Here is a 13060-nt window from a genome sequence, read left to right on the forward strand (position 1 = left end):
AGTCGGCCGGGGACTTGACGCGGGCCATCCCCCTGTACGAGCGGACGGTGGACGATGCGGTGCGGGTGCTGGGCGAGGACCACCCCTCCACCCTGACCTCCCGCAACAACCTCGCCGGCGCCTACGAGTCGGCCGGGGACTTGACGCGGGCCATCCCCCTGTACGAGCGGACGGTGGACGATGCGGTGCGGGTGCTGGGCGAGGACCACCCCTCCACCCTGACCTCCCGCAACAACCTCGCCGGCGCCTACGAGTCGGCCGGGGACTTGACGCGGGCCATCCCCCTGTACGAGCAGGTTCTCAACAACTGCGTGCGGGTACTGGGAGAGAAGCATCCGACCACCAGGGTCGTCCAGGCGAACCTCACCCATGCAAAGTTTGAGGCAGACAAGTCACCTAGATCGTCGTGACTGCGGAGGATAGGAGGGCCCTGGCGCAGAGGGGCCCCATTTATCGCGGCGGTCTACCGCATACGCACTGGCCCGGCGGGCATGACCGCGGGCTCCGGCCTGGTATCGGCTGATCGTGTACCGGCACCGTGCCGGGTGTGAGGATTTTCAGGGCGCGCACCACCGTGCGGTCTGCTGACTCGTTGACGACCACGATGACACGGGTCTGCTCCAGGTGCGTCCTCGTTGCTCAGGCCCGGCGGCTTTGGGGGTCTACCGCACGATCGGGTGACATCTGAACTGGCTTGCCCTCTCGATCGGGTGGGAAGAATGCCGCTGTGCCCAAGCCCCATCCGGAAGAGTTCCGCCAGGACGTCGTACGGGTCGCGAGGAATCGCGGGCCGGGTGTGACGGTCGAGCAGGTGGCCACCGACTTCGGAGTCCATCCGATGACATTGTGGAAGTGGATGCGACGGGCGGACATCGACGACGGGACCAAGCCCGGGGTGACCAGCCAGGAGAGCGCCGAGCTTCGGAAAGCGCGTCGGCGGATCAAGCTGTAGGAGCAGGAGAACGAGGTCCTGCGGCGGGCCGCGGCCTGTCTGTCGCAGGCGCATCTGCCGGGAAAAGGATCTACCCGCTCGTGAAGGAGCTGGCCGGGGACGGGGTGCCCGTCACGGTTGCGTGCCGGGTGCTCAAGCTCGCCAGACAGCCCTACTGCCGCTGGCTGGACCAGCCGGTGACCGACGCCACGCTGGAGGAGGCGTATCGCGCGAACGCCTTCTTCTTCTCCGCGCATGGCATCACCGTCGAGCGCGTCCTAACCGACAACGGCTCCTGCTACAGATCCCGGCTGTTTGCCCAGACGCTCGACGCCGCCGGAATCGTCCACAAGCGCACGCGACCCTATCGCCCGCAAACGAATGGCAAGGTCGAGCGCCTGAATCGCACTCTGCTCGACGAATGGGCGTACGTTCGCCCGCACTCCAGCAACACCGAACGCACCGAGGCTCTGGCGGACTTCCTGCACACCTACAACTACCACCGGTGCCACACCGCACTGGATGGCCGACCACCCGTCAGTCGCGTCAACAACCCTGCGGATCAATACAGCTAGGTAGCCTCGGCAGACGGTCGGGAGAAATGACAGTTATGTCCGGTCCAAGGCTGAAGGACGTTGCCATACTGGTTGTTGGAGGTGGGTGATGGCACAACAGCGGCCGTCGCGCCAGGAGCTGATACGCCGTCGACGTCGGAGTGGCTTCGTGGGCCGGCGCGGGGAGATGACCGCATTCCGGGAGAACCTCGGCCGGGATCCAGAAGCTGACGACTATCAGTTCTTCTTCCACGTGCACGGCAACGCCGGTGTGGGCAAGACCTCGCTGGTGCAGCAGTGGGAAGCGGTCGCACGCGAGCAAGGGGCGGCGACGGTGTGTCTCGATGACGGTGTGCACAGTGCCGTCGAAGTGATGGAGGAAGTCAGTGAGCGGCTGAGCCGTCAGAGCCTGGAGCTGCGCCGGTTCGACAAGTTGCTGACAACGTTTCGACAGCGCCACCACGAGGCGCAGTCGGCATGGGACCCGCAGACAGTTGCGCAGGACAGCAGCGCCGTGCAGCCGCCCGTTCCCTCACTGTCGGGTTCACTCGCTGCGCAGGTGGGTCTGGTCGGCCTCGGCATGGTGCCAGTTGTAGGGGCACTTGTCGGCGCCGTCGATCCCCAGCAGGTCGCCCAAGGTGCGGACCGGCTGAGGGCCGCGCTCGGAGCACGGTTGCGCTCCCACGATGACGTGCGGCTCGTCATGGATCCGGTAGGCAGCCTGACTCCGGTGTTCCTTCAGGACTTGGCCGAGGTGGCTCAGCGGCGGCCGTGGGTGGTGCTGGTCTTCGACGTGTACGAGCGGACGGGGCCGGTGCTGGACGAGTGGCTGCGCGACATCGCATTCGGTGAGGTACACGGAACGTTGCCCGCCAACGTTCAGATCGTGCTGTCCGGACGGGGCCGCTTGGATGCCCGGTGCTGGGGCGACTGGCTCGACCTGGTCACGGAGGTGCCTTTGGGGGTATTCACCGAGGAGGAAGCACGTGCGCTCCTCGCGCTGCGAGGCGTCACCGAGGAGCGCATCGTCGAGACCGTCCTTCGCTTGTCGGGCAGGCTCCCAGTCTTGGTACATACCCTGGCGCAGGCCCGGCCCGATTCGGTTCATGCAGTGAGTGACCCGTCAGAGACTGCGGTGGAGCGTTTCCTGAAGTGGGAGTTGGACGCCGCACGACGGGCCACCGCTCTTGCCTGCGCGCTGCCTCTTCAATTCGACGAGGACATCTACCGGATTGTCGCGCCGCCGGAGGCCGCCGAGCAGTATTCCTGGCTGCGCCGTCTAGCCTTCGTCAGCGACCAAGCGGGACGGTGCCGCTACCACGACGTTGTCCGCGCTCCTATGCTGCGGCTGCAACGCACCCAGTCCCCCACCCGGTGGCGTGCCGCGCACGAGCTGCTCGCCGGGGCCTTCCGTACCTGGCGGGCGCAGCGGGAGGAGGTCGTGCAGGCCGGGGAGCGCTGGGAAGACGCGATCTGGCGCGAGCACCGGCTAAACGAGACATACCACCGCATGTGCGCCGATCCACGAGGAGCCCTGCCCGAGGCCCTCACAGAGGTCGCTGACGCCTGTGAGCACGGCAGCGGCACGGCCCGGCGCTGGGCGCAGCTCATCGCACAGGCCGGGACTGACACAGCGGACGAGGAGTTAGCAGCCTGGGGAGACCGGCTGACCGCCGCCTCACGCGATGACACCTCGACTGAACTGACCGTGCTCGACGCGCTGCTCAGCCGCGTGGGTGCGAACAGCGCGGGACAACTGCGCTCCCGAATCGTCCGGGGAAACCTCCACCGGCGCGCCGAGCGGTTCGAGCAGGCACTTGCTGACTTCACCACGGCGCTGGCCCTGGATCCGCAGCGCCGCGATGCCCTGGTGGGGCGTGCCCTCACACACCAGCACATGGGCAACGCCGAGGACGCGCTCGCCGACTTGGACGAGGCGATCCGTATCCATCCCCACAGGGCCTGGGACTACGTGTTGCGAGGACGCCTCAACGTGATGGCCGGCCACAATGCCGAGGCACTCGCCGATTTCGACCAGGCCCTCGAACTCGACGCCGAGCAGGACTGGGCACTCACCAGCCGGGCCGAGCTCCATAGTGCAGAGGCACGCCACCAGGAGGCGCTGGCAGATCTTGACCGGGCGCTCAGCATCGATCCGCAGTACACATGGGCTTACGTGCAACGGTCGCGATGCCTGTGGCAACTGGAGCGATGGGACGAAGCAGTCCGCGACATGGCACGGGCAGCCGACCTGGACTCCGAAACCTCATGGTACCGCGCTCATCTCGCCGGCCTGCTCCTCGACCTCGGACGGCACGGGGACGCCTTCCAGGAAGCCGACCGAGCTCTAGCCGACTCGGACGACGACGGCCCACGCAGCCTTGCATGGCCGTACACGCTCCGCGCCTGGGCCCTGCACGGACTGGACCGCGACAACAAAGCACTCGCAGATCTCGACCATGCCATAAGGCTCGGCGGAGCGTACGGGATGGCGTTCGCCATGCGCGGATGGCTGCTGTGGCAGGCGGAGCGATTTGCCGAAGCGGAGCAGGACTTCAGCCAAGCCCTGTCGGACGCCCCTGAATGGCCCTGGTCTCTTGCCGGCCGCGGCATAGTGCGCCTGTATGCACAGCGCTACGAAGACGCCATCGCCGACTTCACCCAGGCCTTCACCATCCAGTTCGGCATAGCCGAGGCGGAAGGCGAGCTCGCCCGGCCGCTCGTCGAACTGCTCCACGACCAGCTACCGACGAATCGCACTGCCATCACGGCCGCGGTCAGACTCGGAGCGCTCCTCACCTACCAGCGCCAGTGGCCAGGCCTGGCCCGACAAGCGGGCTCTGTCCTCGCCTTGCGCCCTAGTCCTCGCCTACTGGCCGGCGGCCTCAAACTCCTGCACCGTGTTGTCGCCGCCCTCACCAGCCAGCCTGAAGGAAGAGAGCATCGGCGGACCGCCTGGTCGCTGAGCCTCCTGTCCCCCATCCTGCGCATCCTTGATCCGCGGGGAATCTCGACGGATGGCCAACGAGACTGACACACGGTCGCCTGGCCGGACCCCAAACACCCCCACCCGAACTCGCCGCCTGCGTGCCAGCACCGAAACCCTCGCCAGTCACACCCGTGACCACCTGTGGCTCTCCGAGGAAACCCGTCACATACCTCGCAAGCCACTGCCTCCCTGTCGCAAGCTTGACAGCCTTCGCAGCCGCTTACTGGCAGAACCATCACCCCCATGCCGAAGGCGTCAGACAGCTGATCGCTGCGTACTCGGGTGTTGCCTCTCTTTGGTGATTCACATTCTGTGAATCACTTCTGGGCAGGCAGACTGTCTTCTATGGCAGGCCGCGTCCGGAAGTCCCCTACCCCAACAAAGCCACTGGTCAGGGCTCCTGGCCGAGTCGGGAAGGTAGACGCCGTGGCAGTCGTCAGTGAACTTCGCCAACTCCATGAGGAGGCCGAGGACCCAAGCGTGGAACGCATGCCGGCTGACGATGAGGTCTTCAGCGCGCTTCTACACGCCGAGAAGCACGCCAGCGTCCTTCGCAAACTTCCGTCTGAGAAACAGAAGGCGGCCGCTCTCAAGCGCGTTCAGCTCTGGGAGTACCTGCGTGAGCGCGCTGAGATTCATCAGGCTCGAGCTGTTGCTGACGCGCGTGCCGCTGGGCCCGAATGGAGCGAGCTGGCGCCTGCGCTTGCGGTGAAGGCTGCCAACGCGGCATACAACAAGGCCAAGCGACTCCAGGCTGCAGTGCTGGCAGACGACACAGCACATCCAGAACCCGTCCGCCGCACCCCCGAAGCTGTCATTGAGGCCGAACGACGTCTCGCTCACCGCCGCGAGGCCGAGCAACGAGCTCAGGAAGCCGCCCGCCACCGGCACCATCTCCTGGTGCCAGTGGCGCAGCGGCTCCTGGACCACCGAGATGGTCTCGTCCTGGACGAGGACGCCGAGTACTGGCTGGACGAGATCGCGGAAGTCCTACCCGACTGCAGTACGCCCACTCAGATGGTCAGCCTCAGCCGCTATTTGAGTGCCGCGGTCCGTGCTCTGAGCAAGTTGGAACAACGCACCGCCCGCCCAGTAACGAACCATGAGAAGGCGCGTCTGGCATTGTCTGCAGCGGTCGAGTTCCTTGCCCGGTAGCCACAGCAGCCACTCCCCTCACGCTCGGCTCACGTGGTTCTGGCTGAGAAGGTCGCAGAGGATGTCCAGTGCTCATGCGATTTGCGAGGCGGGTGATTACGGCGTAATCACCCGCCCGCGGGAGCGGTGTCATCGCCGGGAGAGGATCCGCGTGAGACCGGCAGCGATAGTGGTGGCCAGGATCCATCCTGCGGCGATCAGTCCTGCCGCAAGCCACGGCTGCCAGCCGTGTGGATGGAAGGCCTGCTCCTGTCCAAAGCTCACTACAGGCAGCAACAGGTCCAGAACGAAGAGAAAGGCGTTGAACGGTGGCGCTTCGGCCGGCTTGGCCGCAGGAGGCTGATGCGCAGCGAACACCACTGTCGCAGTGACGAGAAGAAGCGTGAGCCAACCGGCGGCGCGAGCAGGGCGGTAGCCGTAACCGACCGTCCAGTCCTGGATGTAGCCCCACAGGCGGAGGGCGGGAGGCCGTATCGCGCGCTGACGACGACACTTGGCGAGCAGCACCTCACGTGCTGCAACGTCATGCCCGCTATTGATGTAAGCAGCAGCGAGCTGCTCATAGGGATGCGGCAGGTATCCGCTGTTCTCCTTCGCCATCCAGGCAAGCCGGGACTCGACGGGCAGGGCTGCCTCCAGTTGCTGTTGACATCCTCCCGGGCTTAAAGGCCCAGGATTCCCGCCTGCTCCCGCACAAGCCGTGTGGGTTGCTTCGGGTGGGTTCCTGCTTCGCTGCGCGGTGCGGGCACGGGTACCCGTCTTACCTGCGCTCCACAGGCTGGCACCGCCAGTCCGGCGGCCTTGGCGACGTTGACCGCCGCGTTTACGTCCCGGTCGAGGACGGTTCCGCACGCCCCGCACGTCCACTCGCGGACGCTGAGGGGCTTGGGGCCGTCCTTGACGCCGCATGCGGAGCACACCTGGGAGGTGGGCTCGAAGCGGCCGATCTTCATAAAGGTGCGCCCGTATCGGGTGGCCTTGTACTCCAGCATGCGCACGAACGCCGACCATCCGGCGTCGTGGATGGACTTGGCCAGGCGCGTGCGAGCAAGTCCCTTCACCGCCAAGTCCTCCACGGCGACCGCTTGGTTCTCGCGGATCAGCCTGGTGGAGAGTTGGTGGTGGAAATTGCGGCGCGCGTCCGTGACGCGGGCGTGTGCCCGTGCGACGCGGATCCTGGCCTTGTCCCGGTTGCGGGAGCCCTTCTCCTTGCGGGAGAGATCCCGCTGTGCCTTCTTCAGGCGTTTCTCGACCCGGCGCAAAAAGCGTGGGCTGTTGATCTTCGTGCCGTCCGAGAGGACCGCGAAGTGTCCAAGGCCGAGATCGACACCGATTTCGGGCGTTGTCTGCGGCAGCACCTCATAGGCGTGCGTCTCAACGACGAAGCTCGCGAAGTACCGTCCCGCCGCGTCCTTGACCACGGTCACGGTGGACGGGGCCGAGGGCAGCGTCCGGGACCAGCGCACGGGAACATCGCCGACCTTCGGCAGGCGCAGCTTCCCGCCCGACGTGATCCGCCAGGCCGCGTTCGCGGTGAAGCGGATCGACTGCCGGTTGTCCCGCTTCGACTTGAAGCGCGGCGCGCCCATGCGTGGGCGCTTGCCCTTCAGGCCGTCGAAAAAGTTCTTGTACGCGGTGTCTAGATCACGGAGGGACTGCTGGAGGACGACGGCCGAGACCTCGCCGAGCCAAGCCCGTTCCGGGGTCTTTTTCACGGCCGTGAGGCGCTTGGACAGCTCCGCCGAGGTGACGAACGGCAGCCCTCCCGCCCGGGCCTCCTCGCGGACACGCAATGCGTCGTTGAAGACAACCCGCGCACACCCGAATGCCCTCGCTAACGCCGCACGCTGGCCGACACTCGGGTACAGACGGAAGCTGTACCGAAGCTGCACAACGATCACTCTAGCCCTGGCCTACGCCACCACGATGGGAATCAGACTCCGATGTCCGCAGGGGACGGACAGCCGTTTACAACCTGCACGCGCACTTGGTCTTTGTCACCAAGTACCGGCGCAGCATCATGAACGACGAGGTGCTGACGCGCTGTGAAGAGATCATGCACAAGGTCTACGAGGGCTTCGGCGCGGAGCTGAAGGAGTCCAACGGCAAGGCCAACCACGTACACCTGCCCATGCACCACCCGCCAAAGGTCACGCTCACCAGCCTGGTCAACAGCCTCAAGGGTGTCCCCTCCCGCCGCTTACGCGCGGAGTTCACCGGCCGCGTCAACCGGTCGATCATGCACGGCCGGTTCTGGTCACCCTCATACTTCGTGGCTCGTGCGGCGGCGCACCGCTCCAGGTGGTCAAGGACTACATCACGCAGCAGAAGCGGCCGGACTGAGCCCGACCACCCATGGACTCAGGCAGACAGCGGGGCCGTGCCCACGGCTGAGGCCAGAGCAGGTTAGAGATGCGATTCGCCCCCGGCCTGAAGACCGGGGACTCTCGCAAGATCAGAGGTAGCGGAGATGGGCTTGCGGCGCAGCGCGGCAGCACCCGATCCTGCGGGGGCGCCGTGCAGAAATTCCGCCCGAGCTCTCCCCCGGTTGTCGGCACCGCACACTCACCACCGCCGGTGATTACGGCGTAATCACGCAGGTGGTCACCGGTACACATCAACTTGGCCTAACTAACGTGTCGGTGTCTCAACGGATCATGGACGTTAGTATGGTGTCTCTCATGAGTTCGCCAGCCACTTCCAGCGACCGCGAGAAGGTCGTCTCCAAACTGCCGGGATGGCTCCGGCAGAACCTCAAAGTCAGAGCCGCCCAGCACGGCATCGAGATCCAGACCGCTGTAGAAGAAGGCATCAGTGCCTGGTGCGATCTGGCTTCCGCCACCGCGGCAGTCGATACGGCCGGTGCCGACTCCTTCGCCACCTTCCTGCCTCCCGGCCAGTGGGAAGAGTTCCGGCAGACCGCCGCCGACCGGCGCGTCTCACTCATCCAGGGCCTCGCCCAGTCCGTCCAGTTGTGGCTCGACACCCACCCGGCCCCGGACATCGAGCGGCCCTCCATCACCCGCCGGATCATCGTCTGCAACCAGAAAGGCGGAGTCGGCAAGACCGCCGTCACCGCAGGCCTGGGCGAGGCCCTGGCAGAAGACCCCAACACCCTGCACCCCGTCCGCGTCGCCAAAGCCCTCACCAAAGCACTGCGCGCCAGCGAAGCCCACCCCGACGAAGCCGAGCCGGACAATGATCCGCTCGACATCGAGAACCTCCCCGGCCCCGGGATGCGGGTGCTCCTCGTCGACTTCGACCCGCAATGCCACCTCACCAACCAGCTCGGCGCCGCGCCCCTGCCCATGAACGGTGACAGCCTCACCAACCACATGGCAGGCGACCCGAAGGGCGACCTGAAGGACCTCATCGTCTCCATCGACGACGACACCTTCAACGGCCGGCTCCACCTGCTGCCCGCCTGCAACGACGCGTTCCTGCTCGATGTGCGGCTCTCCGCCGTACGCGCCCGGGAAGCTGCACTCGAGCGGGCTCTCGCCCCGCTCGAGGCTGATTACGACGTAATCATCGTGGACTGCCCGCCCAGCCTCGGCCTCAGCATGGACGCCGCCGCCTACTACGGCCGCCGTCGCGACGGAGAAACCCCCGGACAGTCCGGCGCCCTGATCGTCGTCCAGGCCGAAGACAGCTCTGCCGACGCATACGAACTGCTCACCACGCAGATCGACGACCTCCGCGGCGACCTCCAGGTCGACATCGACTACCTCGGCATCGTCGTCAACCTGTACGACTCCCGCCGCGGCTACATCGCCACCTCGTCCCTCCAGGGATGGGTGGACATAAAGGATCCGCGGGTCGTCGGCCTCATCGGAGACCTCAAGGAACAGAAGGAAGCCGTCCGCGTGAAGCAGCCCCTGCTGTCCTACGCCCCCAAGTCACAGCAGGCAGTCGGCATGCGCGCGCTCGCCAGGGAGGTCTTGTGAGCAAGGCCGATCGACTCGGTGCCGGCCGATTCGGTGGGGGAGTACGCCCCGTCAGTGCACGCCGCCAAGCCGTCGCCGCCGCAACCGGCGTGCCCACCGAGGGCGTTGCCCCACCGGCAGAACTCCCCGTCGAACGCATCAGCCCCAACCCGGACAACCCCCGCTCCACGCTCGGGGACCTCACCGACCTTGCCGGCAGCCTGAAAACCCACGGCCAGAAGCAGGCGATCACGGTCATGAATCGCGACGCCTACGTCAAAGCCAACCCGGACCGGGAAGCCGACCTCGAACCGGACACCACCTACGTCGTCATCGACGGCAGCAGCCGCCTCGCCGCCGCACGCGAAGCCGGCCTCACCACCATCAAGGTGATGGTCAGCGACGACCAGGGCACCACCTCGGAGGAACTCCTCGAGTCCGCTCTCGTCGCCAACATCCACCGGCAAAACCTCGAAGAACTCGACGAAGCCCGCGCTCTCCAACGGCTCCTGGCCATCCATGGAAGCCAAAGGGCCCTCGCCAAGCGCCTCCACCGCTCCCAGGGCTGGGTGTCCCAGCGCCTCGCCCTGCTCAACCTCACCCCCGAGCTGCAGGCACGCATCGGTGAGGAGCCCATCGACCTACTGCGGGCTGTCGGCAACAAACCAGCAGAACAGCAGGCAGCAGCTCTGCAAGAACTGAAGGAAGAAAGAGCACGAAAAGAAGAAAAGGCACCTGCCCCTGCGAAGCACGCAACACAACCGGCAGCCAGCATCCCTGCACACGCAGAGGACAACCCTTCCGGTGATTACGGCGTAATCACCGGCGATACGGACGACGGCGAACCGCACGGACACAGCGCGGCCGAACCCTCCCCGGCACCAGAGGAACCAGCCACCGCAAAGCAACACGTGCCCTCTATGCCGACACTCACGGAGCGAGAGCCGTCTGCCGCTGAAATGGGGGACACGCCATCCGTTCCTGTGCAGGCCACCGCTGCTACGGCGGCGGCCGGCTCAAGAGAGCAGCCGAAGCGGTTCCCCTACGACGACGGTGTTTACGCAGCGCAGCACCTGATCCACAAGATGCCGCCCGAGGAGTTCAACAAGATGCTGGACCTCCTCATCAAGCACAGGGACAGCCGCACTGTTCACACCGGCTGAACCCTGTCACGGCCAGTGGTCAACCTGACCGAGCAGCCTCCGCAGCATGGGGCCGGCCCCTCTTTGAGGGACCGGCCCCAGTCGTTCCTCATCCCGGTCAGCGCCTGACGAGGACGGTGAAAATGCCGACTCGCCGTCAGGCAATGCGTCGAAGTTCGAGCGGCCGCGCCGCTTGAAGAACCAGGACGAGGGCTTGGTCAGCGTGTACGAGGGTGTCTGTCCGCAGTGCGACCGTACGCGGTCATGCGAGTTCATGATGTCCGAGGGCCTGCCGTCCGCGCTGCCCGCGCTCGGTTTCGTTCAACGTGGAATCAGCGTCCACGTGCGGCGGGAGGGGAACTCGCGTGGCTATTCCTCCGCGATGGCACCGGGGCCGGGCTGGTAGCCGCATCCGAGGAACACGAACTCTTCGGGGGCCACTCGGACTTCGGTGCGGTTCCAGTAGTAGATACCGTTCTGCTCACCTTCGTAAGCGAAGGTCTCGCCCGCCTCGATGGTGAAGAACTGGTCCTCTCCCGTCTCGCCGAAGAACGTCCACTCCGGTACCCACTCGGAGGCGAGTTGCATCTCGGGCACCTTCCCGTCGGTGAACCAGCGCTGCTGGAGCTGGACGCGTACGTCATACGAGGAGGTGTTGCGGACCTTCACCGAGTACGTGGCTGAGGTGGGGTCGTCATCGGTGTCCGGCTGCTCGATCGTGGCTGTCGCTTTCAGGGTGGAGACGGCCGGGCAGTCTTCGTTCTGTTTGGTCGCCACCGGCTCGCTGTACACGTCTTCGGTCATTGCAGCAATCTGATCCGGGCAGTAGAAGGTGACCGCCTCCACGATGAAGGCGGCCTGGTCGATCGGGTCGGTGAGCGGCAGCCCTACGGCGTCGGGGACATCGTTCATGCCGGTCCCGCCGATGAACGCGTTGCAGACAGTTTCCGCGTCCCTGATCACGGCCTTGCGGAAGTCCGAGATGTTGTATCCGCCGTCGGAGGACGACATGGCTTCGTACTCCGTGGCGCCGGGCCACGTGGTGAACTGGCCCACGTCGCCGACGAACGCCACGTCGCGTGCGGCTGCGGAGCTGAACTCAGGGACGGGTATGTAGGGCGGTCCGGAGGTAGGGTCTTCCGTGCTCTCTTCGGCTCGGAGCTCGGCGGACGTGCCGTCCTTCGCACTGTCCGACGGTGATGCGGATGCGGTACCGGATCGTGCCGACACCTGTTCGTTGTCGCCGGTCACCAGGACGGTGACGATGGTGGCAAGCGCGAGGGCAGCCGCCACGAGGACCGCTGCGACCCGCCGTCGCTTAAGCACTCCGCGGTCGGCCTCGGTTCCCTTTTCCAGCTGGGATTCTTTGTGCGCGGAGGGAGTTGGCTGGTCGGCCGGTCTCGATCCCCTGTCAGACATCTACTGTGTCCCTCTGTTCAAGCACGGCTACCATGCGCAGCCACGACAACCGAAGGCGATCATTCTACGAGCCCATACAGGTTCTACACATAACCATTACAAAACGAGGAGGCGTTCCTTCGGCGCCCCGCTACGCCTCGCTCGTGTCGTCTTCACCGCAGTCGGGAAGTACTTGAAAGACCTAGTGAGAGGAGGACTCCACTCCCCAAAAGCCCGCGGTGTGGTAGCCGTGCCCCAGTCGTGATCACCGAAGAGGCCCCTGCCGCGACGCTGATTCCGTTCACCGTTCTGCTGTTGCTGCCGCTCGTGATGACAGCCGGTCCATTCACGCTGTGCAAGCGCGCTCCTGGACACGTCCCGGACGGGGACGGCATCGCCGCGTCGTACGTGTACGCCACGCAGCGCAAGAACGACGATGGCCACCTACAACGTTCTGGGTACCGTCCCGTGCGTCGAAGCGAGCGGCGCTGGCCCGGGCCCTCCTGAGAGCGTTGGTTGTCCGCTCGGCTTCGTTCCTGCGGACATACCGGATCCGGTCCAAGCCAGCAGGCCTCTCGTCCCTCCTGCTGCGCTTCTTCCGGTGGTTCTGCTGGTCACGGCGCTCAGGGACGGTGTGCTTGATCTGCCGGCATCACAGGTAGCGGCGTTTGCGACAAGAGCTGCAAGCCTTGTCAACGCCTTCCGATCCAAGCTGAGCGGCACCGAGCGGTGCCCCGTGCGTGCTGTTCCGTGCGAGGGTGAAAGCTGTTCAACCAGAGACGCACAGACAGGGGAGTGGCAACAGCAGTGACTGCCGCGGGGAACGGCACAGGACCTCAACTCACTCGGGCGCATCGGGTTCTCATCGGTGTGGTCGTCACCGGTGCCGTGATCATCGCCGGGATCGGCTTCGCGGGTTCGTACGCGGCCGTCCGCGAACTGGCACTGAAGAAGGGCTTCGGGGA

At 65.7% G+C, this 13060-nt stretch carries 11 protein-coding genes and 2 pseudogenes; 10 read left to right on the forward strand and 3 right to left on the reverse strand.

The window, feature by feature from the left end:
- From FHS37_RS38290 to FHS37_RS38310, 5 genes and pseudogenes are all read left to right on the forward strand, one after another.
- On the forward strand, positions 1–410 hold a 410-nt coding region (locus tag FHS37_RS38290; RefSeq protein WP_184829886.1), incomplete at its 5' end, for a tetratricopeptide repeat protein.
- 317 nt (positions 411–727) lie between these two features.
- Positions 728–952 (forward strand): transposase, encoded by a 225-nt coding sequence (locus FHS37_RS38295; protein WP_184829888.1) that lies wholly within the window; start codon positions 728–730, stop codon positions 950–952.
- A 206-nt stretch (positions 953–1158) separates the two neighbouring features.
- A pseudogene (locus FHS37_RS38300) lies at positions 1159–1506 on the forward strand (integrase core domain-containing protein); the annotation flags it as partial.
- Between the two features lie 166 nt (positions 1507–1672).
- A complete protein-coding gene (locus FHS37_RS38305) occupies positions 1673–4519 on the forward strand; it encodes a tetratricopeptide repeat protein (protein WP_184829890.1) in 2847 nt (948 codons plus the stop codon).
- 381 nt (positions 4520–4900) lie between these two features.
- Positions 4901–5629, forward strand: a complete 729-nt coding sequence (locus FHS37_RS38310; RefSeq protein WP_229890324.1) for a hypothetical protein — start codon at positions 4901–4903, stop codon at positions 5627–5629.
- A 129-nt stretch (positions 5630–5758) separates the two neighbouring features.
- On the opposite strand, the gene FHS37_RS38315 is transcribed toward FHS37_RS38310, so the two are convergent.
- On the reverse strand, positions 5759–6229 hold the full coding sequence (locus FHS37_RS38315) for a hypothetical protein (protein ID WP_184829893.1): 471 nt from the start codon (positions 6227–6229) through the stop codon (positions 5759–5761).
- 62 nt (positions 6230–6291) lie between these two features.
- The gene (locus tag FHS37_RS38320; RefSeq protein WP_184829895.1) at positions 6292–7521 is read right to left on the reverse strand and encodes an RNA-guided endonuclease InsQ/TnpB family protein; all 1230 of its coding nucleotides are present in this window, start codon (positions 7519–7521) and stop codon (positions 6292–6294) included.
- Positions 7522–7604: 83 nt separating this feature from the next.
- On the opposite strand from FHS37_RS38320, the pseudogene tnpA reads away from it, so the two are divergent.
- The 3 genes and pseudogenes from tnpA (at position 7605) to FHS37_RS38335 (ending at position 10718) form a co-directional block, all read left to right on the forward strand.
- Positions 7605–7972, forward strand: a pseudogene (gene tnpA / locus FHS37_RS38325) (IS200/IS605 family transposase).
- 338 nt (positions 7973–8310) lie between these two features.
- Positions 8311–9576 (forward strand): ParA family protein, encoded by a 1266-nt coding sequence (locus FHS37_RS38330; protein WP_184829897.1) that lies wholly within the window; start codon positions 8311–8313, stop codon positions 9574–9576.
- The gene (locus tag FHS37_RS38335) at positions 9573–10718 is read left to right on the forward strand and encodes a ParB/RepB/Spo0J family partition protein (protein WP_184829899.1); all 1146 of its coding nucleotides are present in this window, start codon (positions 9573–9575) and stop codon (positions 10716–10718) included. Before FHS37_RS38330 ends, FHS37_RS38335 begins: the two co-directional genes overlap by 4 nt.
- 348 nt (positions 10719–11066) lie before the next feature.
- Here FHS37_RS38335 and FHS37_RS38340 read toward each other — a convergent pair whose 3' ends face one another.
- The gene (locus tag FHS37_RS38340) at positions 11067–12116 is read right to left on the reverse strand and encodes a DUF732 domain-containing protein (protein WP_184829901.1); all 1050 of its coding nucleotides are present in this window, start codon (positions 12114–12116) and stop codon (positions 11067–11069) included.
- Between the two features lie 240 nt (positions 12117–12356).
- Between FHS37_RS38340 and FHS37_RS38345 the strand changes: the two genes are divergently transcribed.
- The gene (locus FHS37_RS38345; RefSeq protein ID WP_184829903.1) at positions 12357–12602 is read left to right on the forward strand and encodes a hypothetical protein; all 246 of its coding nucleotides are present in this window, start codon (positions 12357–12359) and stop codon (positions 12600–12602) included.
- 300 nt (positions 12603–12902) lie between these two features.
- On the forward strand, positions 12903–13060 hold a 158-nt coding region (locus tag FHS37_RS38350; RefSeq protein WP_184829905.1), incomplete at its 3' end, for a DUF2637 domain-containing protein.

The sequence above is a fragment of the Streptomyces griseomycini genome (genome assembly GCF_014203535.1).
GTDB lineage: Bacteria > Actinomycetota > Actinomycetes > Streptomycetales > Streptomycetaceae > Streptomyces > Streptomyces griseomycini.